This is a genomic window from Nitrosomonas cryotolerans ATCC 49181, assembly GCF_900143275.1.
GTDB lineage: Bacteria > Pseudomonadota > Gammaproteobacteria > Burkholderiales > Nitrosomonadaceae > Nitrosomonas > Nitrosomonas cryotolerans.
Genome location: NZ_FSRO01000001.1, coordinates 2,293,902 through 2,320,010 on the forward strand (window position 1 = coordinate 2,293,902; position 26,109 = coordinate 2,320,010).

Consider the following 26,109-nt stretch of genomic DNA (forward strand, 5'->3'; position numbering starts at 1 on the left):
CACTCTAATTATTCCGCCATCGTCGCGGCCAATAGCTCAGCCTGATGCTCGGCTATCAATGCAGAGCAAAGATCATCAATATCACCATCCATAATTTGATCCATTTTATAGAGTGTCAAATTAATACGATGGTCCGTAACACGCCCTTGTGGGAAATTATAAGTACGAATACGTTCTGATCGCTCACCGGTACCTACAAGAGATTTTCGAGTTGCCGCTTGTTCAGCCTGCTGTGCTCTCATTTGTTTATCATGGATACGCGCAGCCAGAACACTCATTGCTTGTGCTTTATTTTTATGTTGCGAACGGCCATCTTGACATTCGACCACTATCCCTGTTGGCAAATGGGTAATGCGTACTGCCGAATCAGTTTTGTTGATATGCTGACCACCGGCACCAGAAGCCCGATAGGTATCAATTCGTAATTCGGCCGGATTCAGCACCACATCACTAATTTCATCAGCTTCCGGGATAACGGCCACAGTACAGGTAGAAGTATGAACACGCCCCTGTGTCTCGGTAACGGGTACACGTTGAACTCGATGCCCACCAGATTCAAATTTAAGTCGCGAATAAGCACCATGACCAATTATTTTGACGATAATCTCCTTGAAACCACCGATATCTGATAGACTTTGTGAAATAATCTCTACTTGCCAGTGCTGTCGTTCAGCAAAACGAGAATACATACGAAACAGGTTGCCTGCGAATAATGCAGACTCATCTCCGCCCGTGCCTGCACGAATCTCCAGGAAAATATTACGTTCATCATTCGGATCCTTGGGTAATAGCTGCTTTTGTAAATCTGCTTCAATCCGTATGAGTTTCTCTTTCCCCGCCTGTATCTCAGCTTCGGCAAATTCACGCATCTCCAGATCAGCACTCATCTCCCGAGCTGTCTGGATATCACGCTCACTTTGCTGATAAGCATGGTAAAGCTCAACAATGGGAATGATTTCCGCATGTTCTCGCGTCAGCTTACGATACTTATCGAGATCAACTGTCGCCGCCTCACTGCTCAGCAATTGGTTTAATTCCTCCAAACGCACACTTAACTGCGTGAGCCTGCTGGCAATACTCTTATTCATTGCGGACGATGCAACTGATACAATCGATTCACTAACTCCACCAAATCATCACGTTCCTCAGCAGGCGCATGATTCAATGCACTAGAGGGTGCGTGCAAAAACTTATTGGTTAGACCATTACTCAGTGATTCAATGACTTCTTGTGGATCCTTACCCTGCGCCAGCAACTTGCCAGCACGCGCCAATTCATGGCGACGATAGCGCTCGGCCTGGTCACGCAGTGCACGGATAGTAGGAACTAACTCGCGCGACGCCATCCAACGCATAAAATTGACCACATTGGAGTCAATAATTGTTTCTGCCTGCGCCACGGCACTCTGACGCGAATCCAATCCCTCTTTAACAATATCGGCCAGATCATCTACATAATAAAGAAACACATCATCCAATTCTGCCACTTCTAATTCAACATCGCGCGGCACAGCCAAATCAACAATAAAAATAGGGCGATGTTTACGTATTTTGATAGCACGTTCCACCATACCTTTCCCAAGTATCGGAAGCGGGCTTGCAGTACATGTCACCACAATATCATGCAATGCTAATTCTTCTGGCAAATCGCCCAATGTAATTGCTCGTGCATTAAAACGATTAGACAGTAATTCTGCGCGCTCAGCCGTACGGTTCGCAACTGTAATGCACTTTGGGTGTCGTGCCGCAAAATGACTGGCACATAGTTCAATCATTTCACCCGCACCAATGAATAATACACGTTGCTCACCAATATCACCAAAAATCCGTTCTGCCAAACGGGCTGCAGCTGCAGCCATAGAAATCGAATTGGTACCGATCTCAGTAGAAGTGCGCACTTCCTTGGCAACAAAAAAAGTACGCTGGAACAATTTGTGCAATAACAGACCAAGCGTGCCCGCATGTTCCGCCGATTTCACCGCATTTTTTAATTGTCCCAGGATTTGTGGCTCACCCAGCACCATGGAATCCAGCCCGCTCGCTACCCGAAAAGCATGTTTAACAGCTTGCTCCCGCGACAATTTATAAAGATACGGATCCAGCTCATGCACAGGCATATGATGAAAATCTGCCAACCAATGCATTGCTATTTCAGGTTTGTCGGTACTACAGTAAACTTCTGTACGATTACAAGTAGAAACAATCGCTGCTTCTTTTATTGGATTACGTCCAACCAGATCATGCAGAGCATGTTCCATTGTATTTTCAGGAAATGTAACCAACTCACGCACACCCAACGGCGCAGTATGATGGTTGATACCAAAGGCAAATAGCTGCATGGAAGATAATGTAGGCAATTGGTAAGAGATCAGAAAAGCCTGTGATTATAATACTTTAAGAATTCAAATACCATCAATGTAAGCAATTTTATATCACGTTTTCTGACAGGCGGGATTAAACAAAGAAACTATTTACTAATCAATAAATAATTTCTACTTGAAAATCCATGCCCTCCGTTTTTCACTTATTTATTTTTGATACATCAGGGCCATGGCATAATCGGAATCGTTGAGATACTGTTTTTTGGTGATCCTTCAATAATTCTATCGCTATACGTTAAATAAATCAGCACATTACGCTTGGGATCATAAAAACGAACGACCTGTAGCGATTTGAATAACAGTGAGGTGCTTTTCTTAAATACCTCTTCACCATCCGCTTTGCCATTTTTAATGTTCTTCGGTAACGTAATAGGCCCAACCTGACGGCATGCAATGGAAGCATCAGAAGTATCTTCAGCAATGCCCACAGCCCCACTGACTCCCCCTGTCTTGGCTCGACTTAAATAACAGGTCGCCCCGCGGATATCCGGATCATCAAAAGCTTCAATAATAATCTTGTCATTAGCTCCCAACATTTTGAATTTCGTTGAGACACTGCCAATTTCCTCCGCCATAATCAGCGTAGGAAACAGTAACGTCAAAACCAACATAGCATATCCTGTACGCTTCAGCATTCTTGCAAAACTAGTCATTGATGCACTCTCCTATTGATGAGATATTATCTCACTGAATTTACCATTACAATTCAAGCGATGTTAGCAATTACCTTCATCATCTCTATGATCGAACTGTATCACCTCTACAAACAAATAAAAACCATGAAGGCTTAAGCTATTCAGATAGAGCTAAAGAAGAATGACACATGAATTCAAAGCCAGAATACAACAACGAATATAATTAATCAGGCTAATTATTTATCGATAAAAGACCTTAAATCACAGGAAAAAGTTCCAAACTAAATTGGCTTAATTAATTTCGCGCCAATAAAAGCAAATCATTTGACACAAAAAACCACCACCCTATTAGCTATTAGTCTAACATCTAATTTCCACGCGCGTACCTACATCGACCTCATCAAACAAAGTTAACAAATCATGATTGTGCATACGTATACACCCAATAGAGCCAGGCTTGCCCATCTTTACACTATCTGGACTACCATGGATATAAATATATCGCCGCATGGTATCAACCAAACCTAATCGATTAAAACCGTGCTCACAACCAGAAAGCCATAAAATACGAGTCAAAATCCAGTCACGCTTGGGATAACGTTCACCCAGTTCAGATGTGTAGATTTCGCCCGTTGGCCGTCGCCTGATAAATACCGTATTGATCGGCTGATCCTGACCAACCTTGGCGCGTATCACATGCATTCCCAACGGTGTACAAAAACTGTCCTTCTTCTGCCCTACCCCATTCCTGGCTGAAGAAATCAGGCACTGTCTAATGATGTTTCCGTTATCATCCAGCAAGTCGAGTTGTTGCGAAGCAATATTAATATTAATTTTCATGACGCTCTCTTTTTTGCTGCCATCTTGCGTCGTTCTGAAAAAAATTGTTTCAGCAACGCACTGGATTCTTCTGCCAGAATACCTCGGGTTATCCGCATATGGTGATTCAGCCGTGTTTCCGAAGATAAATCAATCACACTACCGCAAGCACCTGTTTTAGGATCTGGCGCAGCATAGACTAAATGCGCAATTCGTGCATGAAAAAGTGCTCCCATGCACATGGCACATGGCTCCAGTGTTACATAAAGTGTACAACCCATTAAACGATAGTTGGTTAAATTACACCCAGCATCCCGCAATGCCATCACTTCGGCGTGAGCGGTAGGATCAGCAGCCGTAATGGAATGATTGTAACCACGTCCGATTATCGCCCCATCTTTCACTACCACTGCACCAACAGGCACTTCATCCATATGCTGTGCTTGTTGCGCCAGTTCGAATGCTGCATACATAAAATCAATATCACAGCATGGCGTGCTTTCTTCTAATTTATTCGGATTAATTGTCAGATCACCTTTCTTTTATTTTTATCTATAATCGTAGATCGATAGGGTATAGATTTTTATGCTACATTCCAACTACAGCGTTATCCATTAAAGCTATATCGATTCCAATTTGTTTTAACTACATTGTAAAGACCGCTGCATAACTGGTTATCTCGGGCTGGCAAGGTTTTTAAGTGTTTGATTTATCAATGCTGCAAGTAATCAGAAAAGCTCAAAAACATAGTTATGCAGAGGTCTTTTGTATAAAACAGGTGGATACTCTTTTTCAAACCCTAAATTATTATTGACTCCTCAAAATCTCATGATTACCCAGGCTCAGTCTCAGCTTTACACAATTCGTGATCTATTACGCTTCGCAGTCAGTCAATTTAATAAATCAGATATTTTTTTTGGTCATGGATCTGCTACCGCCTATGATGAAGCGGCCTATCTTATTCTGAGTGCATTACATTTGCCACTTGATCAACTCGAACCATTCCTGGATGCACGCCTCATCGACAACGAACGAGAACAAGTATTGAATCTGATTAAACGCCGGGTAATCGAGAAAATTCCTGCCGCTTATCTTACCAATGAGGCCTGGCTCGGAGACTATCGTTTTTATGTCGACCAGCGTGTCATCGTACCGCGCTCATTTATCGCAGAGTTATTACAAACACAGCTTGCTCCCTGGATAATCGATCCAGATAACATCTATTCAGCATTGGATCTTTGTACCGGATCAGGCTGTCTTGCCATATTATTGGCACACAGTTTTAACAATGCCATCATAGATGCCTCAGATATCTCGGCGGATGCATTGGAAGTTGCACGTAAAAATGTAACGGATTATGACTTAGCAGAAAAAATTCATCTCATTCAATCCGATTTATTGAACCAGTTACCGAAACGCCGCTATGATCTTATCATCAGTAATCCGCCTTATGTCAACGCTGAATCTATGGCGAGATTGCCTGAGGAATATCGCCATGAACCACGCCACGCGCTCGCAAGTGGCGAAGACGGACTGGATGCAATCCGGACAATACTCCAGCAGGCAACAGATTATCTAACCGAAGAAGGATTATTAATCGTTGAAATTGGTCATAACCGATCCGCCCTGGAACAAATCTTTCCCAGGGTGCCCTTTACCTGGCTTGAAACCAACGCGGGTGATGAATTCGTTTTCTTGTTAAAACGCGATCAAATTCCATAAAAACTATTAGAAATCAATCAAAGATAACACCATAATTCAGAGCGTCGATTTAAAAGCAGTTTTTATGAATTATCGAACATCCCCCTTAAATTAAGTAAACTAGTGCACGCATAAGGTAGATTAATAGATCAATAGCTGACGCATAAACAATGATATAGGCAGAGGCTTTTGCAAAAGCCCTCGTCAGAAGTTTTCTGGCTATTGATTATAAAGGGTTAATTTTTCAATTATTGGGGTTTTGCAAAGGTCTCGTGGTTTATAAAACAATGTTTCTTATCGAAATATTTATACGACTACGCCACCAGATTTAATAAACGCCTCGTCTCTTTTTCATCCAGCTCTAGCCACTTTCCTCGCTTGATACGCGGCGGTAAGTTAATGGGACCAAAACGTACACGCATCAAACGACTCACTGACAAACCCACGGCTGCAAACATACGACGCACCTCACGGTTCTTTCCTTCTTTTAAGACGACGTGATACCAATGATTAGAGCCTTCACCACCCTGATCTGATAAGCGATTGAATTTTGCAAAGCCATCCTCTAACTCGATACCAGTAGTCAATAGCAAGATCTGTTCTGCCGTCAACCTCCCAATCAAGCGCACCGCATATTCTCTTTCTACTTCAAACCGGGGATGCATTAATCGGTTTGCCAAAACGCCATCCGTAGTAAATATCAATAGTCCGCTAGTATTAAAGTCCAATCGGCCAATCGCTATCCATTTAGATGATTTAAGATGTGGCAGTTTATCAAATACCGACGGACGTCCTTCCGGATCATTGCGACTCACAATCTCGCCTTCTGGCTTGTGATATAACATTACCCGCGGAAGCGATGGTTCACTTAAACTGAAACGAATGATACGTTTGCCAAGTCGCACAATATCTTCTGGCCCAACCCGATCACCAGTCACTGCCACTTTCCCATTGATGCTCACTTGGCCAGCAGCAATCAATGCCTCCATTTCGCGTCGCGAACCGAGTCCTTTCTGTGCCAGTAACTTATGCAGCTTATGGGTAATAGCGAGTACCGATACATCTGCCGCATTGGCGCCCGATGATGCCGGCGATTTCTTTTTTACCGGTCTGATCGGTCTGCTTGCGCTCATCTATTGATTAATCTCCTGATCTGAAAAACGATGGTGCTGTCTTACTACAGTTAACTATTAGTATAGTAACCACTTATACGAATTTAAAATGGTAATTTCATTCCTGGTGGCAAACCCAATCCAGTGGTAATCTCTGCCATCTTTTCCTGTGTCGTCGACTCAACGCGCCGTACCGCATCATTGACAGCCGCCGCAATCAGATCTTCCAGCATATCCTTATCATCACCAATCAAACTGTCGTCAATACTGATGTTTTTCACATCGTGACGGCAAGTCATGACAACTTTGACCATCCCTGCTCCGGATTGGCCTTCAATTTCTACTGTTGCTAATTTATCCTGCATTTCCTTCATATTTTCTTGCATCTGTTGCGCCTGTTTCATCAGGTTACCCAAGTTGCCTCTCATTATATTACCTCCACTATTGAATAGGTTTGATTGAAGAAACAATTAATCGTGCATCAAAATCTTCCATTAGCTCCTGCACAATGGGGTCTTGCTCAATCGCTGCGACAGCTTGCAGCTGTTTTGTTTCCTTCTCACGATCTTGTAATGCTGCGGGTGTCATGCCTGTGATATTTCCCACAGAAAACTGTAATGCGACGGATTGGCCAAAGTATGTGTCCAGCGCCGCCTGGATTTTATCCTGGTATGCTTTCTCCAGTAGATATTTATGTATTTCCGGTACGCATAATTCAATTCTATTCGCAGAAAAAAACTTTGCTTCACTATGTTGTGCCAACATTTTTGTCATGCCCGTCAGTTTCAATTGATTTGCCAACGTCGGCCAATCATCAACACTTTTGTTTACTGACCTACCTGCATCTGCATCCGGCTTTGTTGTTAAGTTCACAGGTGCTACCCTATGTTCTACGCCCCTGTCAGTCACAGGTGAATGACTATGTTGTGACATACTTTCCGGCATAAAGATCAGCATGCGCATTAATGTCATGGTAAAGCCCGCATACTCATCAGGCGCTAGACTCAAATCGGTGCGCCCATGTAAACAAATCTGATAAAATAACTGAATGTCGTCTGGAGTAAAAGTTTTCGCAAGCGTAAAAAGACGCTTATGATCTGGAATACTTTCATCAATCGCTTCTGGCACCGTCTGAGCCAGAGTGATGCGATGCAGCAATGCAGCTAACTCCTGTAAAGCATTATCGAATGAAAGACAGCACGCTTCCATTTCATCCGCCAAACGTATTATTTGGGAACCGCTCTTTTGTGCCAGCGCATCCAGTAAATCATAGAGATAATGCTGATCAATAATACCGAGCATCTCGCGTACAATAGCCTCTCCAACTTTTCCCTGACCAAAAGCAATTGCTTGATCAAGCATACTTAAGGCATCTCTCATACTACCCTGTGCCGCGCGCGCCAATAACTGCAATGATGCCTCATCATCACAGCTAATCCCCTCTTGTGTCAGTATATATTTAAGATGAGTAACAATCTGCGTGACCGGGATTTGTTTCAGATTAAATTGTAAACAACGAGACAAGACGGTGATGGGGATCTTCTGCGGGTCAGTTGTGGCCAGTACAAATTTAACATGTGCAGGTGGTTCTTCCAAAGTTTTCAGCATTGCATTAAAAGCTGACTTGGAAAGCATATGTACTTCATCAATAATATAAATCTTATAGCGAGAGCTGGTCGGTGCATAAAGTGCATTTTCAAGCAGCTCCCGCATACTGTCCACCTGGGTATTGGAAGCCGCGTCCAGCTCGATCATATCAACAAAATGGCCACCATCTATGCTAGTGCAGGCCGTGCATATTCCACATGGCATAGACGTAATACCTGCTTCGCAATTAAGCGCCTTGGCCAGAATACGTGCAATTGTTGTTTTGCCTACACCCCGTGTACCAGTGAGCAAATAGGCATGATGCAGCCTGTTTTGTTCAAGCGCATTAGTAAGCGCCCTAACTACATGATCTTGTCCAGAGAGCTCTGAAAAGTTTTTGGGACGCCATTTGCGAGCAAGGGCTTGGATTTGGAGCACGATATTTCTTGAATAAGTAGGAAAAACAAATAAGAATATTTCAAGCCAGCAAATACTACTGAAACCCAATAGATGCAAAGAAAGAAGTAGGGTGGCGAGCCAGACCCCCGGCACTTGTAAAAACAGCTGTGGCTGCTTCCTTCCGGATCTGACCAGATTCACTATCTTACAATGCGGGGAGGCCCGCCATAAAAACTATTACAAATCAATCTACTAATTCGATATCAATAAAACCCGGTTTCTGCTATTCACTGATACAGGCCTTATTGTGCACTGAGTTGGTATCAACGTCCAGCGCCATCAACAATCTATTTCATTAATGCCACGATACCATACAAAAATCTTATAGCAGAAAGCATACGTGCAGTATACCAGCACATCGTCAATAACTCCAAGGCCGGCTATAGCATTTATCTCCCGCTTGCCAGTCGGAATTTAAAAGCCGACATCGCCATGCCCTGTAGATTCAATAAACATCAATTATGCGATGACCATCAGATAACACAGCTATCGCCCTAATATATTTCTACCATCCTGATTAGCAATAACTATCTCCACACGCCGGTTTTTCTGCCTACCCGCATTCGTTTCATTCGAAGCAATTGGATAAGCCTCTCCCAAACCAACTATACCAACCCGTCTGGAATCAACGCCATGCCTAATCAGAGATTGCTCAACCGCTTCAGCACGCTGCCTAGATAGCTCAAGATTATATGCTTCGCTTCCAATATTATCCGTAAAGCCTTCAACCAATATATGGCGCTGAGGATAATCGTTCAGATACTGAGCAATCCGTGCAACCGTTCTATCTCCGTTAGGTTGTAGCATCGCGCTGTTAAACGCAAAAACAATATTCTCCAACGTCAGAATAATCCCTCGTTCAGTTTGCTCGGCCTGAAGTGCATCCAGCTCAGCAGCCAGTTTCATTGCCTCCATTCTGGCCGATTTTACTTCTTGCGATCTGGCTTGCAAAAGTAACTGTTGGCGTTTTTTATTTGCCTCCTCAATTTCTAGTTCTGTTTGCTTCAAACGGTGACGCTCTTGTGCTATCTCCGTATTTTTAATTGAAATAGTTGCGTAATGATCAACCAGATATTTATCCTTATTATTTTCCTGCAACTGCTTTGCTTTACCAAGCGCCTCTTTTGCCTCGCCCATTTTTTGAGCGTCCGTGTTAAAAATACCCTTGATCATGCGTGCCGATTCATATTGATTCTCAGCTTCATTTAATATCAGACTGGGTTGATTACTGGCACAGGAAATCAGTAAAAATAGCAATGAAATAATGATAATAGACTTGATCTTCATGGTAACCTCCTGACATTACATATGTTGACACTGTTGCATCCGGTTCTTTCATAAAATAGTTGATTCAAATGCCCGTACCGAAGCACTAATGATCTAATTCTTCTTGTAATGTATTCAGCCCCGCATTAATTGCATCAAGCGCTTTTTGTGAACGCGCGCTTAGTGCGCGAGATTCTGCTAGCTGCGCATGCAGTTCTGCTTCTTTAAGTAACCGCAACGCCTTTTCACGATCGCCAGCTTTATCCGCCCTGCGGGCATCCTCGAATTTTTTCTGGGCCGCATAAAGCTCCGCGCCCGCCAACTCATCAGCCTTTATCTTTTTGGCATCATCAATCCGTACTTGTACACTTGAATAGAAATTCTCGCTGACTGGTGTCGATCCGCAAGCCACTAGCATCAAGTACACTGCCAGTATCACACTCTTCTGTAAAATGACCTTTATTTTTCGTATCTCAGAATCATATAGCGTAATATTCTCATTCATTGAAAGCATGATATCTTCTCCTGTTTATCAAACTGATGAATCAAACCGAGCTGCATCAATAATAGACCAAAGATGAAAAATACCCCCGATAATCGCAGGAATAATTAATACCGCAAAAAAATAATTAATCCCCACCATTACAAAAAATAGCAAAGCAGCTAATATACGACCCTGAACTAATTGACCTAGGCCAGGGATAAAAAAACTACAAATTGCTGCGAGTACGTTTCCGCTAGAGTTTTGTCCTGACATACCAATTCTCCAGGTTTCTAATACAAATAGCTATTAGGTATTGAACCTATTGCACTAATTAATCGATACCGTTTCTAACTAAATAGTTATTTGACTATCCATAGAATAGAAGGCTTTTCCTGTGAAGTCTACGATTATGAGATTATTCTCTGCCATTAGTCTCCACAAAAAAACAAATTTTTTCTATAACTTTATCCGATATGGAGCCAATACGTAATAAGCGCTTGAATACAGCCCACCAGAACATCATTCTCAGTTATCGTGTCTGATAGTATACGCTGTGATGCTTATACGCTTAGAACAAGGATAAGAAAACCGGTGATCCTCAATAAATCTGCTCAGAATCTCATTAAACCCAGCGATGCCACATCCTGGATCTCATGTATCCGTCGTACCTGGCTCAATAAACATCAAAGCAAAAATATCGAGATTGAGATCGGCGGCTTCGAAAAACTTTTACTCGATATCGGGCTGGCACACAAAATAGCCATACTCACCAAACTACAACAACAATACGAGGTACATCAGGCCGATTCAGTAAAACATACACGCACACTCATGCAGCGAGGTACTCCAGTCATTTATCAAGGTCAACTCCTGGATGAACAAGAAGGCATTATCGGATATCCTGATTTTCTCATCCGGCATGAAAGTGGCCAATATCAGCCAGCGGATGCCAAGCTATCGCATAGTGAAAACAAAAAAGGAATCCAGATACAGCTGGGCTTATATCGACGTATACTCGCTAATCATCTGCCTGCGATGGTATTTCTCGGCAATGGCAGAACAGCTACCCTCGGCGATGAAATCAATCCATTGGTAGACACCTTCGTCATGAATATGAAGCAGCTATTCACCATGCATGAACAACCAATGGCGCATTATAGTCATAGCAAATGTCGTATCTGCCCCTACTATACTCACTGTCGCCCCGAGTTTGAGGCAAAAGAAGACCTGTCGCTGCTGCATGGGATTCATGGTCGCACAGCGAGCAACCTTGCAGCGGCCGGCATCTCGACTATTACCCAGTTCTCGAACAGCAGTGCTGAAACGATACCAGATACACCTTATCTCAAAGGACACAAAAGAAAGCAGCGAGCCATTCTACAGGCCAGATCCTTTCTGACAGGCCAAGTATTTCAGCTTGATTCCATTACCTTACCTAAGGGCACTTGGGTACATTTTGACATTGAAGACAACCCTCTGACATCCTCTCGCAGGCGCCATGTCTATCTCTGGGGATTACTCACACCCTCCTACTCCAGTAAAGATTTTGAATATATCTGGACTGATGACGAGACTCAAGACTACACAGGCTGGATCCATTTTCTGGAGAAAATTGAACAATATCGTAAACAATATTCATCTTTGATATTGGCTCATTATTCCAATCACGAAAAAGCGACCATCAGGAAATATGCCGAACGTTACGATATGGAAGATCATACAACTGTTTTATGGTTACTGGGAGATAACAGTCCTTTGTTTGACCTACAAAAACCCGTACAAGAGCAACTGATCTTGCCCTTACAGGGCTATGGTCTGAAAGATATCTGCAAACATAAGGATTTGGTGAATTTTCAGTGGAAGAACAAGCATTCAGGATCGCAGTGGTCTGTAGTACAATTCAATCGCTTTCTAATCGAAACCGACCCTAAAAAAAAGGGCAAGTTGAAGACGGAAATCCTGGACTATAACCGTGATGATGTCACAGCCACATGGCAACTTGAGAAATGGCTCCGGAATTGTTTTCAAACGCACACTCATTTCACGCCACAATCACTTATAAAGCTGAAATAACAATAAGTTTACATTCTTCTCAGAATATCAGCCGTTACGGGTTGCGAGAAAAAATGCCCCTGTCCATAATCACAACCGGCTGCGCTTAGCAACTTATGTTGTTCTATCGTTTCCACTCCTTCCGCAATTACTTTTAGACCTAACTTATGAGCTAGGGTAATAATGGCTTCGCATAGCACCATATCATTTAAGCAATCGACTGAATTCTGCACAAAAGATTGATCTATTTTCAGAAAATTAATATCAAATTTTTTAAAATAAGACAGCGAAAAATAACCCGTCCCAAAGTCATCAATCGCAATTTGAATACCTGCATCGCGGAGAGCCAGTAATTTACTAGTACCAATCTCTCCCATTTCCAATAAGAGCTTTTCCGTAATCTCTATAATCAGGCATTCGGCTGGCAAATCTAATTGTTTTAAATACGGCAACCACTCCTGAAAAAAGAGTGAATGACTGCAAAACTGTATCGGTGATTTATTAATGCTGATCTGAAATTCGGGATGGCCTGTTGCACGTAAAAATTTAACCTCCTGGACAGCCTCTCTGAACACCCAATTTCCAATCTCAATAATGATTCCACTTTCTTCTGCGAGGGGAATAAATTCTGCAGGACTAATCCAGCCTCGTTTAGGATGACACCAACGTAATAATACTTCGGCTTTTTGAATCGCTCCGTTCGCTAATTTAATAATCGGCTGATAATGCAAAACAAACTGTTTGGTTGACAAAGCATCGCGCAGATCATTAATCAGCTGAGAGCGTTTTTGCGAGGCTTTCTGTAGGGCAGCAGTAAAATAACTAAAACGATTACGTCCTGCATTCTTAGCTGTATACATCGAATGATCCGCATTGGCCATCAGTGATTCGGGTGTTTTAGCATCATCCGGGAAAAGCGTAATGCCGATACTCGCAGAAATAAAAGCAATCTTACCATCCAGCTTGAATGGAATTGCCAGACTATCAATTATATGCTGCGCGACACGTTCGACCTGATTCGCTTCCTCCAATTCAGACAAAATTACCGTGAACTCATCTCCGCCCAGTCGGGCAACGGTATCTGACTCTCGCACACAGTGACTGATGCGCCGTGCAACTTCAACAGGAAGACGATCACCGGTAGTATGACCTAGTGAATCATTCACCTCTTTGAATCTATCCAGATCAATGAACATTAATGCCATTTTTCGCTTAATGCGATGAGATTTCTTAATTTCTTGCTCCAGACGATCCTGAAACATTGAAGTGGTACCGCAAAACTGGACAAATTGTTAAGCTCTGATATGAAATAAATAGAGAGACATAATCATGAGCAAGAAACGTATGCAATATTCAACAGAATTCAAAGCCAAAATAGCCTTGGCAGCAATACGTGGAGAAGAAACGGTACCACAACTAGCCGCTCGTTATCATATCCATCCTACGCAGATTAATAGCTGGAAACGTCATTTGATTGAAAAAGCCAGTGATTTGTTTGGCAAGAATAGTGACGCCAATAATAAGAATGGTCATAGTGCCGACGATTTACATCGCGTGATTGGGCAATTGACGGTGGAACGCGATTTTTTAGCCAGAAAGCTCGATCATTAAGTGTTGCTGAGCGCAAAACAATGATCGAGCACCACGAGAAACTAAGTCAATCGCGTCAATGCCATTTACTGGGTGTTGCACGCTCGTCGTATTATTATCAGCCACAACCCACAGATGGGAGTGAGTTAATCTTGTTGCGTCAAATGGATGAGCAGTATTTGAAAACACCACAGTATGGTTCACGTAGTTATGCCACGTGGTTCAGGCGCCAGAGGATGATGATAGGCCGCAAGAAAGCCACTTCAATGATGAAGATGCTGGGCATTATTAGCACAGCACCAAAGCCCAAAACTAGTATTCCGGCCAAGCAGCACAAGAAATATCCTTATCTGCTCAAAGATAAGGCCATTAGTCGCCCCAACCAAGTTTGGGCGACTGATATCACTTACGTACCGATGGAAAAAGGTTTTGGCTATCTTGTTGCTATTATGGACTGGCATTCGCGTAAAGTACTGAGCTGGCGCTTATCCAACACACTGGACGCTGATTTCTGTGTCCAGGCTTTGGAAGCTGCCATCCAGGATCATGGCTGTCCGAAAATCATGAATAGTGATCAGGGTGTGCAGTTTACCAGCGAGGCATTTACATCAATACTAAAAACCAATGGTATACAGATCAGCATGGATGGCAAGGGCTGCTACTATGACAATATTTTTGTTGAACGACTATGGCGTACAGTCAAATACGAACATTTATATACCCAGGAATTCAATAACCTAAAGGAGGTAAGAAAAAGTTTAAATGTTTGGTTCAACTGGTACAATCAAGAACGTTTTCATCAAAGTCTTGATAATCTAACACCAGATGAAGTTTACTATCAGAAGTATGCAATTCCTCAAGCTGCCTGAGCTTGATTAACCAGCCATGTTAGAGCTTAATTTATCTTCAGGTTGTCTAGTTAAAGGAGGCCACTTCACATACTACGATTGGACAAGCCTGTTAAAACATCATAATTAGCCTGGTGCCAGATTAATTTATTAGAAAGCTTTTTTCTTTCTTCAGTCAATTTATGTTCAATAGTCAAGCTCGCAAGACGCGTAAAAAATGTAATGCCATTAAATTGATCCTGAGTTGGTGATATAACGCTATGATGGTAGATTGCAAGCACTCCCAGCACTCGGCCCTGTGCAGACAATATGGGTTCCAACCAGCACGACATCAAATCGGCTTCCCTGGCCACCTCTTTGAAATAAACCCAGTAAGGATGTGTCTGTATATTTTTAACAATCGTACGTTTTCCGATAAACACGGCATGACCGCTAACATCTATATCTGTATTCAGGGCGATGCTGCCAATAGTGTCGCTATAGGATTCCGGTAAACTCGGTGCTGAACCGACCCAAAGGTGTCTGCCATCGGTTGAGAGTAATAAAATTGAGCAGCGCCAGTCTGGATCTTCGGCTTCTATTTCACGCGTAATCGTATCAAGTACCGTGTTGAATGGTTGAGCACTGGCCACCACCTCAAGCACACGTTTCTCCCTGGCCAGTCTACGTTCGACTAATTGCCGCTCAGCGATCTCATTTTGCAATTGAATATTTTGTATATCAACTTCTTCTTGCGTTAATTGATAATTTTTCTCCATCAAAACAAACCACCAGACACCCACACTCAGAAATATAAAAACTGCCGCATAGGCCCTAAAAAATATATCTTTCAGACTATCCAGTGCATTCGGTGCTAAAGACGCTGTAATGACTTGCTGATAAAAAATTAACCCAAAAATGGCCCCCATGAAGCTTATAAGAAGCAGAAAAATACTGATAAAACGAAAAACATGCGTTTGCATTTTCACTCCAATCCAGCCATTGTCCAGATCAATCGATTCATGCTTTTTTACGCGCATCCAATGTACAACATAGCGAACAGATGGTCTCATCACATACGAGACAAAATAGGTTACCCTGGATTGTATATCGCTGTTCACAAACAATGCACTTACTGTCCAATCTAAAACTACTCTGTCGCGCAATATAGTATTGGCTTCATGTTACAAGTGCGATTACCAGTACGAATATAATCGCCAGACCTAACCCGTTGACATCCTCCCCTTCCTAAACGAAGGGGATTCCTAGCGACTTATTAAGCCGTTAAGAGTAGGTTTGTATTGCTACTGCCTACTGGTTCCTGCTTCTTAGACGAAACTAACGTTTCAACTCCACAGGCTAACAAGCGATGTCCTCGCTCAAGTACATTCAAGGCACCTACCAAGTCGGCATTGGCTTTAAATCCACATTCTGTACATTCAAAAGCACTTTGGCTTTTACGATTGTCACGACTAACATGTTGACATCTAGGGCAGGTTTGAGAGGTGTATTGAGGGTTTACCTTCAATACATCCCCGCCTGAACAAGCCTGTTTATACTCCAAGAACGAAACGAACATTCCCCATCCTTGGTCAAGAATGGATTTGTTTAGACCCGATTTCGCTTTGACGTTTTTACCATGCTTTTCAACACTGCCCTTGGCACTCTTAGACATGTTTCCTATCTTTAAATTCTCAACTACGACCATTGCGTGATTTTTGCTGATTTCGGTTGAGGTTTTGTGTAAGAAGTCTAAACGAGCATTGGCAATACGCTCATGCAGTCGGGTAATGATTTGTTTCTGCTTTTTCCAGTTAGCAGAGAAACGGACTTTTTTAGACAGCTTACGCTGTTCAAAAGCCAGTTTCTTTGATAACTTTCTGAAACTGTTTAAAGGTTCTACGTATGAGCCGTCTGACAAGGTTGCAAAGCGGGTAACGCCCATATCAACACCAATCATACTGGTTGAGCTATGACGCTTTAGCTCGGTCTCGTACTCAGTCTGAATCGACACGTACCAATAACTGCCTTTACGGGAAATCGTCATATTTTTAACGTCACCAATGACTTGGCGTGAATTACGATATTTCACCCAACCGATTTTAGGCAAGAACACTTTGCTAGACTCTTGCTCCAGCTTAAATCCTTGTGGATAACGAAAGCTGTCACTCAAACCTTTTTTCTTGAATTTTGGAATCCGTTTTAAAGGCTGTTTTTTATCAAAACCGTCTTTGAACGCTTTTTCTAAGTTTTTTAAGGCTTGTTGCAACGGTTGAGAATGAACGGTTTTTAGAAATCCATAATCTTCTGAGGATTTCCATAGCTTTAGCCAAAATGACAACTCGTTGTACCAAAGCAATGGCTGTTTCTGCTCTAATCTGAACAGATTCATTGCTAAGGCTTTATTCCAAACAAACCGATTAGCACCCGCAAACTCAACCATCTTCTGTGCTTGGTCAGAATTTGGATTGAGTCGAAATTTAAAGGCTTTGCGCATAATCTGCTTCATGGTTATAATTATACAAAAAGGAATTGGTCTATGCAAGTTAATAACGATGTAAGAACAGGAAGACATTGTGTTTTTAATCTTCATGCTCATTTGGTCTTTGTAACAAAATACCGTAGAGATGTTTTCTCCGGAAGGGTATTAATTGATTTGGAAGAAATATTTAAAAACGTGTGTTTGGATTTTGAAGCAGAATTGGTGGAATTTAACGGTGAGCATGATCATATTCACCTTTTAGTTAACTATCCACCAAAAATTGCTATTTCTAACTTGGTAAATAGTTTGAAAGGCGTTTCAAGCCGACTTATTCGCAAAAAGAATTATCCCGAAATTAAAAATAAGCTTTGGGGTAATATGCTTTGGAGTCCAAGCTATTTTGCGGGTAGTTGTGGTGGAGCACCACTCTCGATTATTAAGCAATATATTGAACAACAGCAAAGACCGCATTAAACAGGCTTCGCCTGTGCGCTTATATCTCCGCCCTGAAGGACGAAGTTTTACGCGCTATTTGATAAAATATGAATAGTTCAGCTGAGAGCCAAACCAGCATAGGATTAATTTCAAAGCATTCAAGCCGGGTCTCCAGGTTTTTCCAAAAAAAAACCCGGACCAGCCGGGTTTTTTACTACCACTCTATACAGCTCTTATTCAGGCCGAATATTCGATGCCTGTTGACCTTTAGGGCCTGCTGTCACATCAAACGTAACGCGCTGAGCTTCGCGCAACGACTTAAAACCTTCACTACTGATCGCAGAAAAATGTGCAAATAAATCTTCTCCACCTGCATCTGGCGTAATAAAACCAAAACCTTTAGCATCATTAAACCATTTTACAATACCTGTTGCCATGTTACTTTCCTTAATAATAAATTTACGCTTACGGTTATCCGTATGTGGCCATCGAATATCAAGGAAAAAAGGTTACCAGAGGTGACACATTCAACAGCTTGAATCCAAAAGACCGTAGTAAGATACACTTTATTTAGATAAGTTCAAGCTTTTATTAAAATAAATTACAATAATTTGATTTGATTAAATATTTATTTATTCAATCTAACAGCCCATTGATTCCAACACGACTTCATTGTAACTTTAATATCGACCAAATTACTCGCCATAGCCCGATTGATTATTAGGCGAATATTTTCAGTAATGTTAAGCTTGCCGGTTTTTCGCTCTCTTCAATTAAGAAACTGTGACGTGAATCATCGAAAAACCCGCTTTATTGTTCTTGTTACACTGTTACTGATCGCCGGTTTCTCCGCCACGAGTCTGATCAGTTACTTTGTCGCTAATCATGCATTGCAAGTACATATACGCTCCAATACCCTGCCGCTGACCAGTGACAATATTTACTCTGAAATTCAACGAGATATGCTCCCAACCATCATCATTTCTTCATTGATGGCGCAAGATACCTTTGTCAAGGCGTGGATACTCATGGGAGAACAAGACAGCAAACAAATAGTTCAATATCTCAAATCAATACAGGAACACTATAAGACCACCACCGCCTTTTTTGTCTCGGCCAGCAGCCATTACTACTACCATTCTAGCGGTGTATTGAAACAAATCAAAGCCGAAGATCCGCAGGATAAGTGGTACTTTCGATTTAGCGATAGCCATGACAATCTTGCAATTAATGTTGATATCGACACCGCCGACATGTCACGCACCAATTTTTTTGTCAATCACAAGATCCATGACTTTGACGGTCGTTACCTGGGTGCGATTGGTGTCGGTCTATCTTCCAGTATCGTACAAGAAATGATCGAGTTATACCAAACGCGTTATTCTCGTCAGGTGTATTTTATAGATCAAAGCGGCAATATTGCCCTGCGTGGCAACTACTATCAAGGGGTGGATAACATTCGTCAGGCACCAGGGCTTAGTGCAATAGCGACGCGGATATTGACTAGCCCGGGCGGCTCTTACACCTATCAGCGCGGCGATCAGGAAGTCTTTCTAAAAACCCGATTGATACCCGAGCTAAACTGGTTCTTGCTGGTAGAACAAATCGATCAGACCGAGTCGCAAATCCAAAATACCCTGTGGGTCAATTTAATATTCAGTCTAGCAATTACACTGATAGTACTGATGCTGATCCACCTTACCATTAGTAAATACCAGCAGCGCTTGGAAAATATGGCTACTAAAGACAAGCTCACCGGTCTTGATAACCGACAAATCTTTGAGACCAGAATCACTCAAATATTACGTCTCGCCAATCGACGCAGGGAGTCATTGTGCGCATTACTGGTTGATATCGATTACTTTAAGCAGATCAATGATCAATTTGGTCATTTGATTGGGGACCAGGTTATTACTGGCGTAGCCCATTTCTTAAAAGGAAAGCTGCGTCAATCAGATTTAATCTGCCGCTGGGGCGGTGAAGAATTTTTGATTCTATTGCCCGCCTGCTCAGTTGAGCAAGGATTGCTGCAGGCGGCTAAGCTGCAACAAGGAATAGAGAGTCAAGGCATTGACATTCCAGGAAAACATATCGTGGTAACAATCAGTATTGGTGTAAGTGAATATATCTACAATGAATCAGCGACAGCGCTATTTCAGCGTACCGATCAAGCCTTGTATCGGGCCAAAACAGAAGGTCGAAATCGGGTGATCCAATATTAGCCACTAACCGACGATCCACAAACACCTAGATCAAACATCATTCAAATAAAAATAGGTCAGACCATTCAATCTTTCCTTCACCTTCTCCCAATGAGGCATCACCTGTTTCATTAGCCGATAGAAACGTTCGGAATGATGATGTTCGGCAATATGACAAAGTCCGTGCAGTAACACATAATCGATGCACTCTCTGGGAGCTTTGACTAAATGAGGATTGAGCGTTAATCGACCTCTAAGCGAGCAGCGGCCCCACTGGGTTTGCATAGATAATAGCCTGATCGGTGGCTTATGTTGGACCCAGTGGGTTTGAGTAATTATTACATCGAGCCGACGGTCAAAAACTTCTCTGGCGCGTGCTCTGTACCAATTCAATAGCAAAAATTTAATGTTTTCCGGCTGGATCATTCTGGATCTTACTTCCAGTACGCCACGATAAAGTTTTACTTCCGGTATATATCTGGCATCTACGCTTATTTTTAGCCGATACCGACGGCCCAGGTAAAAATGATTTTCGCCGTTCACATAGCGTTGCGACAAAATATATTCTCGCCGCCGCTCAAAATAACACTGCTGCCGATAGATCCAGTACGCCCGTTTCTTTACCGCACCGATGATTTCATCATGAGAAGCTATTAATGGCGCATACACCGCCACGCTGCAATCCGGATGAACCTTGATTGATATTTTCTCAATATTCACTGACCGGGCTTTTATGGAAAAATAAATCACAATATCCCCATATTGGATAGCTATTTCCTTCTGTCGGGCGAAATTACTCATGAACGGTTCAATGCTCCCCACACATTTCGAATGAAAATGTCACCCAACAATTCAATACTGCATCATTGATTGTGACAAGATTTCCACCAATCATCATTTTCGACACGTCGTAATGAGTGTAATAATTTAATAATTTCTCCTATCGACTCAGCAATTAATTTGATCGAATTTTTTACTGCAAATTGTTAATTCAATTACACGTTATATTTTCCTGATACAAATGCTTCTGGAACCCGACAAATGCATCACGTATCTGCGCTACACCACCAAGCAGGATTACCGCATCACTGGTAGCATGATATTTCAATTCCAACAAATCAGGGAGCTTCGATTGATCCAATTCACCCACACCCTCCTTAACGTATTGCGCCAGTACAAAATCAATAAAATCCTGTAACTTCACATCATATTGGGAAAAGATCTGTTTCTTGCGCGTTTCAGCACGTTCTTCCCTCGTTATCGGTGCAAGGGCGAATGCGATATAAGCCAACACATCGAAGAGGTCGCTCTTTTCGGCGTTGATCATCCGGCGAATTTCAACAAGCTGCTCATCGCCATAGCCTTTCTCGGCCAAACTTTCTATCAATGCCTTGCGGGTATCAGGCTGCCCCCATAACGCACGCAACTCATCTTCATCCTTAAACAGTTCGGGCAAATCTCCAAATAATCGTTGAATGAATTCGGCGGCTGACATGGGTTTACCTTCGGGGCTCCAGAATGTTGTCGCCATCATGTGTTGAATACGGCGCTCTTTGCCATCCGCTAGCATAATCTTAATTTTTAAACGCGGCGGCAACTCTTCATCATTTGCTTTGGTATTTTCATTACCATAAGCTGGCGGAGCGGGCTGCTCAACCTTGTTGCCAACTGGCGCTACAACCGGATCAACTGGCTCGCCATCCCATTCAGGATCACTAAAATGCTCATAAGCCTTTACGAAGTCATAGACCGTAAAATAGTCTTTACCATCAAACAAACGGGTTCCGCGTCCGATAATCTGTTTAAATTCGATCATCGAATTCACCGGGCGCATTAGCACAATATTACGGATGTTCCGGGCATCCACGCCGGTTGAAAGTTTTTGTGATGTGGTGAGAATCGTCGGTATTGTTTTCTCGTTATCCTGAAATATCCGCAAATGCTGTTCGCCCAATTCACCGTCATTGGCTGTCACACGAACACAATAATTCGGCTCCTTGCTGGTCTTCATTTGATTAATCAGATCACGCACCGCGAGCGCATGGTCTTGTGTGGCACAAAACACCAACGTTTTTTGGCTTTGATCAATCGAGCCCATGAATAACTTTACGCGGTATTTCTCGCGCGCTTTAATCTCAATCACGCGGTTAAAATCATCTTCGCAATAGCGCTTGCCTTCCTCAATCTCGCCTTCAATTACTTGATCATCAGAGGTATAAACATAGTCATCCAAGGTGGTAGCAATCTGCTTTACTTTGAATGGCGTTAAGTAACCGTCATTAATTCCTTCCTTCAGGGAATAGATGTAAACAGGTTCGCCAAAATAAGCATAAGTATCGACATTGTTCTTGCGCTTCGGTGTAGCGGTTAAGCCAAGCTGCACCGCTGGCTCGAAATATTCCAGGATATCGCGCCAGTTACTTTCGTCATTCGCGCCGCCCCGGTGACATTCGTCAATCACAATAAAATCGAAGAAGTCCGGTGGATACTCGCCAAAGCTGGGTGCCGGATTACCCGCTGCATCACGCCCTGTCATAAAGGTTTGAAAAATAGTAAAAAAGATGCTGCCGTTTTTAGGTACACGGCCTTTTTTACGAATTTCATTTGGCTTGATCCTCACCAACGCATCTTCGGGGAAAGCAGAAAACGAGTTATAAGCTTGGTTGGCGAGGATATTGCGATCAGCCAAAAACAAAATACGCGGACGGCGAGTCGGCTCGTCACTTAAATTCCAGCGGGAATGAAATAATTTCCAAGCGAGCTGAAAGGCAATGAAGGTTTTCCCCGTGCCGGTCGCAAGGGTCAACAAAATGCGTTTCTCTCCGGCGGCAATCGCCTCCAGTGTTTTATTGATGGCATTATGCTGATAGTAACGCGCTTGCCATTGTCCGCCCTTATCCTCAAACGGCACATCGCCGAAACGATCACGCCAAGCATATTCCACCGAGAACGTTTGATCCCATAGCGCTTGCGGTGTGGGATAGCACGTAATCCAGCCTTCTTTACCGGTTAGCATATCCATGCAGTGAATACCGTCACCATTGGTGGAATAAGCAAAACGGACCTGGAGCATGGCGGCATATTTTTTAGCCTGCGCCACACCTTCGGTAGCGGGCAGACTGCGTTTTTTGGCCTCAATCACGCCAAGCTTCTGCCCCTTATAAAACAGCACATAATCAGCAACATTCCCCGCCGCCCGCTTGCCTGCGCCCTGCAATCGACCCAATGTAATCGCCTCACGCCGAACTCGACCACCTTCAACCACGCCCCAACCGGCTGCCTTCAAGGCAGGATCAATCAACTCCGCTCTGGTTTCGGCTTCGTTCATACGGTAGCTTCTTTCTTGATCGGTAGTTCATCTGCCGTCAATTCACCGGAAAAGGCTTTTGTCAGCAGGGATTGTTTGAGTTCAGTAAGGGCAGTGAGTTTTTGTTTGTATAGCTGATTCAGTTTGATCTGATCATTTGTAACTTCTTTTATTTGTTGAAGAATTAGAATTTGATCTTTTGGAGAAGGTAAAGAGACAGTAAGGCTCCCTAGTGCTTCATTACTTAAATTCAGCATAGTGGCACCCGATGCCAGTTTTGTAATTTCTTCTTTATAAAAGTTAGAACTTAATAATAAAGCAATGAATTCTGCCTCATTATTATTTTTAGAAGAAATAATGAAACACCCTGTTCCGCATAACCAGCCTTCTTCGACTTCTGTTATAGCGGCGCACCTACCCATTTCACCTCTGCGCCCAATAATAACATCGCCTATTTTTACACGATAATTGCTCAATCGATCTAAAGCTTCACTATCAACTGTTTTTCGCATATCAGGAATTATTAGACCCGCATTAATATGCGCGGGATTTATAAGCGGCGTTCCATTATCAATATAATCTGATTTATGAAGCAAAGAACCAAATGGACCGGTTCTAATATCGCCACCAATATCAGCTAACTCACCGTAATGCCAACCATCACCCTTTTGGGTGAAGATACTGTTTAGATAGCTTTCAAACAGCTCACGGGCATTGGCGAGGTTCTGCTGGGTATTGACAATCGCCTTATCAATTCCCGCAAACGCTTCATCCAATATCGCCACAATCCGCTTTTGTTCGCTGAGAGAGTGTGGAAACGAGACTTCAAATTTGTTTTCAAGAGTAGTTCTTGCTAATTCCGTTTGACCGCTTGCTCCCTCACCACTAGACGTTATTTCATCCTCTATCTTAATTAGCATGTATCCAAAGAAAGCTTCAAAGAACTTCTCAGGTACAGGTCTACAAATTGTAACGTGTGTGTCCACAGTTGTAAGTTCAGTCGGTTTCTTCCGAATTTGAGCTACTCTGCCAAGAGTCCCAGTACCAGTTGAATTCACGAGAACATCACCAACCTGAATATATCTTTCTTCGTTTATTCCCTTGCGGCCTATGTCATGCCTTCTAGCTAGTTCATAGTTAACCTTATGATCACGGACACATTTCTGATTGATAACACACACACCGCCGTTTTCCGTGTATTTAGGAGCAATACCTCGTTTTATCATTTGGCAAACGCCCCCAAGCTTAGCTGTGCTCCAACCGTCTCTCACAGCATACCTCGAATATTTCCAAGGATATCGGCACTTTCCGCATCAAGCGCAACAATCTCGGCAATGATATCTTCCGGCTCACGCAGTGGTGTGGCTTCCGGTGTGTTGGGGTTCTTCACCGACAAATCAAAATTCTCCTGATCAATATCCGTGACATCAACCGACCATGATTTCTCGGACTCGGCGAAGCTCGCTTGTAGTTCAACAAATTCCTTCAGGTCATTATCATTGAGGGAATTGGTCTTGCCCATATTACGACCGGGATCGAGTTGGTAATACCAGACCTTGCGCGTGGGTGCACCCTTTTCAAAAAACAGCACCACAGTTTTCACCCCCGCGCCAAGGAACGTGCCGCCGGGGCAATCCAGCACCGTATGCAGATGACAACTTTCCAGCAATTCCTTGCGCAAGGCTTTGGAAGCATTGTCAGAGTTCGACAGGAACGTGTTTTTAATAACCACCGCGCCGCGTCCACCGGCTTTAAGGTGTTTAATGAAATGCTGAAGGAATAAAAACGCGGTCTCCCCGGTTTTAATCGGGAAATTTTGTTGCACTTCTGCGCGCTCTTTGCCGCCGAAAGGGGGATTCGCGAGGACAACATCAAAACGGTCTTTGTCCTGAATATCGGCGATATTTTCCGCCAGTGTATTGGTATGAATAATGTTTGGCGTGTCGATCCCATGCAGGATCATGTTCATAATCGCAATCACATAGGCGAGGCTTTTCTTCTCCTTGCCGTAGAAAGTCTTGGTTTGCAGCGTTTGCAGCTCGCTAGTGGTTAGTTCGCTGCCTTTTACCCCGTGGCGCAGATAATCATAAGCTTCGCACAAGAAGCCCGCCGAACCGACCGCCCCATCATAAATGCGCTCACCTATTTTGGGTTTGACCACTTGAACCATGGCGCGGATGAGTGGGCGCGGCGTGTAATATTCCCCGCCATTACGACCCGCATTGCCCATGTTTTTGATTTTGGCTTCGTACAAATGGGAGAGCTCATGCTTTTCCTTCTGCGAGCGAAAGCGTAAAGCGTCCATCAGTTCCAAGGCATCGCGGAGACTATAGCCGCTTTGAAACTTGTTCTTTATTTCGCCAAATATTTCACCGATTTTATATTCGATGGTATCGGGGCTGGTCGCGCGTTGTTTAAAACCTTTTAAGTAGGGAAAAAGTTCATTGTCGATATATTGAATCAAATCATCGCCGGTTAGCGCCGTGTCATGATCGAACGATCCATCTGCTTTCTTTGGCGCTGCCCATTTTGACCAACGGTGTGCATCATCAATAATGAATTCATATGCTTTACCGACCAGCTCGGCATTCATGGCCCGTTCTTGTTCCAGATCATCAAGATATTTGAGAAACAACATCCATGATGTTTGCTCGGTGTAATCGAGCTCCGTGGTGCAGCCCGCCTCTTTCCAGAGAACATCATCAATGTTTTTGAAGGTTTGTTCGAACATTTTCTACTTTTTCCTCATGCATAACTTGATCAACTTAAAAA

The 26,109-nt window shown here is 43.0% G+C and carries 25 protein-coding genes and 1 other RNA gene; 6 read left to right on the forward strand and 20 right to left on the reverse strand.

The features are described 5' to 3' along the window. Nucleotides 1-8 precede the first annotated feature (8 nt). The 5 genes from prfA to tadA form a co-directional block, all read right to left on the reverse strand. Complete coding sequence (prfA, locus tag BUQ89_RS10205) at nt 9-1,088, reverse strand: peptide chain release factor 1 (protein WP_028462282.1); 1,080 nt, start codon at nt 1,086-1,088, stop codon at nt 9-11. Then, nucleotides 1,085-2,338, reverse strand: a complete 1,254-nt coding sequence (gene hemA, locus BUQ89_RS10210; RefSeq protein ID WP_028462281.1) for a glutamyl-tRNA reductase — start codon at nt 2,336-2,338, stop codon at nt 1,085-1,087. Before hemA ends, prfA begins: the two co-directional genes overlap by 4 nt. Nucleotides 2,339-2,541: 203 nt before the next feature. Then, the gene (gene creA, locus BUQ89_RS10215) at nt 2,542-3,033 is read right to left on the reverse strand and encodes a protein CreA (protein ID WP_083399558.1); all 492 of its coding nucleotides are present in this window, start codon (nt 3,031-3,033) and stop codon (nt 2,542-2,544) included. Between the two features lie 342 nt (nt 3,034-3,375). Further along, complete coding sequence (locus BUQ89_RS10220; RefSeq protein WP_028462279.1) at nt 3,376-3,855, reverse strand: L,D-transpeptidase; 480 nt, start codon at nt 3,853-3,855, stop codon at nt 3,376-3,378. After that, nucleotides 3,852-4,307 (reverse strand): tRNA adenosine(34) deaminase TadA, encoded by a 456-nt coding sequence (gene tadA / locus BUQ89_RS10225; RefSeq protein WP_051537710.1) that lies wholly within the window; start codon nt 4,305-4,307, stop codon nt 3,852-3,854. Before tadA ends, BUQ89_RS10220 begins: the two co-directional genes overlap by 4 nt. A gap of 355 nt (nt 4,308-4,662) precedes the next feature. Between tadA and prmB the strand changes: the two genes are divergently transcribed. Next, nucleotides 4,663-5,556 (forward strand): 50S ribosomal protein L3 N(5)-glutamine methyltransferase, encoded by an 894-nt coding sequence (gene prmB, locus BUQ89_RS10230; protein ID WP_028462278.1) that lies wholly within the window; start codon nt 4,663-4,665, stop codon nt 5,554-5,556. Between the two features lie 293 nt (nt 5,557-5,849). Here the strand turns inward: prmB and rluB are convergent, their stop codons facing one another. The 7 genes from rluB to BUQ89_RS10265 all read right to left on the reverse strand — a co-directional run bounded on the left by rluB (nt 5,850) and on the right by BUQ89_RS10265 (nt 10,716). After that, the gene (gene rluB, locus BUQ89_RS10235; protein ID WP_028462277.1) at nt 5,850-6,668 is read right to left on the reverse strand and encodes a 23S rRNA pseudouridine(2605) synthase RluB; all 819 of its coding nucleotides are present in this window, start codon (nt 6,666-6,668) and stop codon (nt 5,850-5,852) included. An 83-nt stretch (nt 6,669-6,751) separates the two neighbouring features. Beyond that, nucleotides 6,752-7,075 (reverse strand): YbaB/EbfC family nucleoid-associated protein, encoded by a 324-nt coding sequence (locus BUQ89_RS10240; protein ID WP_177183613.1) that lies wholly within the window; start codon nt 7,073-7,075, stop codon nt 6,752-6,754. Between the two features lie 13 nt (nt 7,076-7,088). After that, nucleotides 7,089-8,672, reverse strand: a complete 1,584-nt coding sequence (dnaX, locus tag BUQ89_RS10245; RefSeq protein WP_028462275.1) for a DNA polymerase III subunit gamma/tau — start codon at nt 8,670-8,672, stop codon at nt 7,089-7,091. 90 nt (nt 8,673-8,762) lie between these two features. Then, nucleotides 8,763-8,860: signal recognition particle sRNA small type (gene ffs / locus BUQ89_RS10250), an RNA gene on the reverse strand. Nucleotides 8,861-9,179: 319 nt separating this feature from the next. Beyond that, nucleotides 9,180-9,980, reverse strand: coding sequence for an OmpA family protein (locus BUQ89_RS10255; RefSeq protein WP_028462274.1), 801 nt, complete (start codon nt 9,978-9,980; stop codon nt 9,180-9,182). An 85-nt stretch (nt 9,981-10,065) separates the two neighbouring features. Then, entirely contained in the window at nt 10,066-10,473 is a 408-nt protein-coding gene (locus tag BUQ89_RS10260) for a DUF4398 domain-containing protein (protein WP_051537706.1), read from the reverse strand. Between the two features lie 18 nt (nt 10,474-10,491). Next, on the reverse strand, nt 10,492-10,716 hold the full coding sequence (locus tag BUQ89_RS10265; RefSeq protein ID WP_028462273.1) for a hypothetical protein: 225 nt from the start codon (nt 10,714-10,716) through the stop codon (nt 10,492-10,494). A 318-nt stretch (nt 10,717-11,034) separates the two neighbouring features. On the opposite strand from BUQ89_RS10265, the gene BUQ89_RS10270 reads away from it, so the two are divergent. Beyond that, nucleotides 11,035-12,516, forward strand: coding sequence for a TM0106 family RecB-like putative nuclease (locus BUQ89_RS10270; protein WP_245812992.1), 1,482 nt, complete (start codon nt 11,035-11,037; stop codon nt 12,514-12,516). A gap of 8 nt (nt 12,517-12,524) precedes the next feature. On the opposite strand, the gene BUQ89_RS10275 is transcribed toward BUQ89_RS10270, so the two are convergent. Then, the gene (locus tag BUQ89_RS10275; protein WP_036573816.1) at nt 12,525-13,757 is read right to left on the reverse strand and encodes a putative bifunctional diguanylate cyclase/phosphodiesterase; all 1,233 of its coding nucleotides are present in this window, start codon (nt 13,755-13,757) and stop codon (nt 12,525-12,527) included. A 67-nt stretch (nt 13,758-13,824) separates the two neighbouring features. Between BUQ89_RS10275 and BUQ89_RS10280 the strand changes: the two genes are divergently transcribed. Both BUQ89_RS10280 and BUQ89_RS10285 read left to right on the forward strand, forming a co-directional pair. Then, the gene (locus BUQ89_RS10280; RefSeq protein ID WP_074202444.1) at nt 13,825-14,106 is read left to right on the forward strand and encodes an IS3 family transposase; all 282 of its coding nucleotides are present in this window, start codon (nt 13,825-13,827) and stop codon (nt 14,104-14,106) included. A gap of 20 nt (nt 14,107-14,126) precedes the next feature. Beyond that, the gene (locus tag BUQ89_RS10285) at nt 14,127-14,954 is read left to right on the forward strand and encodes an IS3 family transposase (RefSeq protein WP_074202594.1); all 828 of its coding nucleotides are present in this window, start codon (nt 14,127-14,129) and stop codon (nt 14,952-14,954) included. Nucleotides 14,955-15,019: 65 nt separating this feature from the next. Here the strand turns inward: BUQ89_RS10285 and BUQ89_RS10290 are convergent, their stop codons facing one another. Together BUQ89_RS10290 and BUQ89_RS10295 are read right to left on the reverse strand one after the other, a co-directional pair. After that, nucleotides 15,020-15,985 carry a GAF domain-containing protein gene (locus BUQ89_RS10290; protein WP_083399587.1) on the reverse strand — a complete coding sequence of 322 codons (966 nt, stop codon included), beginning with the start codon at nt 15,983-15,985 and terminating at the stop codon, nt 15,020-15,022. Nucleotides 15,986-16,188: 203 nt separating this feature from the next. Next, a complete protein-coding gene (locus BUQ89_RS10295) occupies nt 16,189-17,421 on the reverse strand; it encodes an RNA-guided endonuclease InsQ/TnpB family protein (protein ID WP_074202595.1) in 1,233 nt (410 codons plus the stop codon). A gap of 30 nt (nt 17,422-17,451) precedes the next feature. Here BUQ89_RS10295 and tnpA point away from each other — a divergent pair, with 30 nt between their 5' ends. Further along, nucleotides 17,452-17,868, forward strand: coding sequence for an IS200/IS605 family transposase (gene tnpA / locus BUQ89_RS10300; RefSeq protein ID WP_074202596.1), 417 nt, complete (start codon nt 17,452-17,454; stop codon nt 17,866-17,868). A 194-nt stretch (nt 17,869-18,062) separates the two neighbouring features. Here the strand turns inward: tnpA and BUQ89_RS10305 are convergent, their stop codons facing one another. Beyond that, complete coding sequence (locus BUQ89_RS10305) at nt 18,063-18,266, reverse strand: cold-shock protein (protein WP_028460950.1); 204 nt, start codon at nt 18,264-18,266, stop codon at nt 18,063-18,065. 351 nt (nt 18,267-18,617) lie between these two features. Here BUQ89_RS10305 and BUQ89_RS10310 point away from each other — a divergent pair, with 351 nt between their 5' ends. Then, entirely contained in the window at nt 18,618-20,051 is a 1,434-nt protein-coding gene (locus tag BUQ89_RS10310) for a sensor domain-containing diguanylate cyclase (protein ID WP_028460951.1), read from the forward strand. 30 nt (nt 20,052-20,081) lie between these two features. On the opposite strand, the gene BUQ89_RS10315 is transcribed toward BUQ89_RS10310, so the two are convergent. From BUQ89_RS10315 to BUQ89_RS10330, 4 genes are all read right to left on the reverse strand, one after another. After that, nucleotides 20,082-20,831, reverse strand: coding sequence for a M48 family metallopeptidase (locus BUQ89_RS10315; protein WP_028460952.1), 750 nt, complete (start codon nt 20,829-20,831; stop codon nt 20,082-20,084). 190 nt (nt 20,832-21,021) lie between these two features. Next, nucleotides 21,022-23,358: an EcoAI/FtnUII family type I restriction enzme subunit R gene (hsdR, locus tag BUQ89_RS10320; RefSeq protein ID WP_028460953.1), complete on the reverse strand. Its 2,337-nt coding sequence runs from the start codon at nt 23,356-23,358 to the stop codon at nt 21,022-21,024. Then, complete coding sequence (locus BUQ89_RS10325) at nt 23,355-24,608, reverse strand: restriction endonuclease subunit S (RefSeq protein ID WP_074202597.1); 1,254 nt, start codon at nt 24,606-24,608, stop codon at nt 23,355-23,357. Before BUQ89_RS10325 ends, hsdR begins: the two co-directional genes overlap by 4 nt. Continuing rightward, nucleotides 24,605-26,068, reverse strand: coding sequence for a class I SAM-dependent DNA methyltransferase (locus BUQ89_RS10330; protein ID WP_028460954.1), 1,464 nt, complete (start codon nt 26,066-26,068; stop codon nt 24,605-24,607). Before BUQ89_RS10330 ends, BUQ89_RS10325 begins: the two co-directional genes overlap by 4 nt. Between the last annotated feature and the right edge of the window lie 41 nt (nt 26,069-26,109).

Excerpts from the sequence above, each read along its gene's own strand:
- BUQ89_RS10240 (WP_177183613.1), bottom strand. The coding sequence starts at position 7,075 with ATGAGAGGCAACTTGGGTAACCTGATGAAACAGGCGCAACAGATGCAA.
- prfA (WP_028462282.1), bottom strand. The coding sequence starts at position 1,088 with ATGAATAAGAGTATTGCCAGCAGGCTCACGCAGTTAAGTGTGCGTTTG.
- hsdR (WP_028460953.1), bottom strand. The coding sequence starts at position 23,358 with ATGAACGAAGCCGAAACCAGAGCGGAGTTGATTGATCCTGCCTTGAAG.
- BUQ89_RS10290 (WP_083399587.1), bottom strand. The coding sequence starts at position 15,985 with ATGAGACCATCTGTTCGCTATGTTGTACATTGGATGCGCGTAAAAAAG.
- BUQ89_RS10275 (WP_036573816.1), bottom strand. The coding sequence starts at position 13,757 with ATGTTTCAGGATCGTCTGGAGCAAGAAATTAAGAAATCTCATCGCATT.
- BUQ89_RS10285 (WP_074202594.1), top strand. The coding sequence starts at position 14,127 with ATGATCGAGCACCACGAGAAACTAAGTCAATCGCGTCAATGCCATTTA.
- tadA (WP_051537710.1), bottom strand. The coding sequence starts at position 4,307 with ATGTATGCAGCATTCGAACTGGCGCAACAAGCACAGCATATGGATGAA.
- BUQ89_RS10260 (WP_051537706.1), bottom strand. The coding sequence starts at position 10,473 with ATGCTTTCAATGAATGAGAATATTACGCTATATGATTCTGAGATACGA.
- BUQ89_RS10305 (WP_028460950.1), bottom strand. The coding sequence starts at position 18,266 with ATGGCAACAGGTATTGTAAAATGGTTTAATGATGCTAAAGGTTTTGGT.
- BUQ89_RS10255 (WP_028462274.1), bottom strand. The coding sequence starts at position 9,980 with ATGAAGATCAAGTCTATTATCATTATTTCATTGCTATTTTTACTGATT.
- rluB (WP_028462277.1), bottom strand. The coding sequence starts at position 6,668 with ATGAGCGCAAGCAGACCGATCAGACCGGTAAAAAAGAAATCGCCGGCA.
- BUQ89_RS10295 (WP_074202595.1), bottom strand. The coding sequence starts at position 17,421 with ATGAAGCAGATTATGCGCAAAGCCTTTAAATTTCGACTCAATCCAAAT.
- BUQ89_RS10265 (WP_028462273.1), bottom strand. The coding sequence starts at position 10,716 with ATGTCAGGACAAAACTCTAGCGGAAACGTACTCGCAGCAATTTGTAGT.
- BUQ89_RS10280 (WP_074202444.1), top strand. The coding sequence starts at position 13,825 with ATGAGCAAGAAACGTATGCAATATTCAACAGAATTCAAAGCCAAAATA.
- BUQ89_RS10315 (WP_028460952.1), bottom strand. The coding sequence starts at position 20,831 with ATGAGTAATTTCGCCCGACAGAAGGAAATAGCTATCCAATATGGGGAT.
- hemA (WP_028462281.1), bottom strand. The coding sequence starts at position 2,338 with ATGCAGCTATTTGCCTTTGGTATCAACCATCATACTGCGCCGTTGGGT.
- prmB (WP_028462278.1), top strand. The coding sequence starts at position 4,663 with ATGATTACCCAGGCTCAGTCTCAGCTTTACACAATTCGTGATCTATTA.
- BUQ89_RS10220 (WP_028462279.1), bottom strand. The coding sequence starts at position 3,855 with ATGAAAATTAATATTAATATTGCTTCGCAACAACTCGACTTGCTGGAT.
- creA (WP_083399558.1), bottom strand. The coding sequence starts at position 3,033 with ATGACTAGTTTTGCAAGAATGCTGAAGCGTACAGGATATGCTATGTTG.
- tnpA (WP_074202596.1), top strand. The coding sequence starts at position 17,452 with ATGCAAGTTAATAACGATGTAAGAACAGGAAGACATTGTGTTTTTAAT.
- BUQ89_RS10330 (WP_028460954.1), bottom strand. The coding sequence starts at position 26,068 with ATGTTCGAACAAACCTTCAAAAACATTGATGATGTTCTCTGGAAAGAG.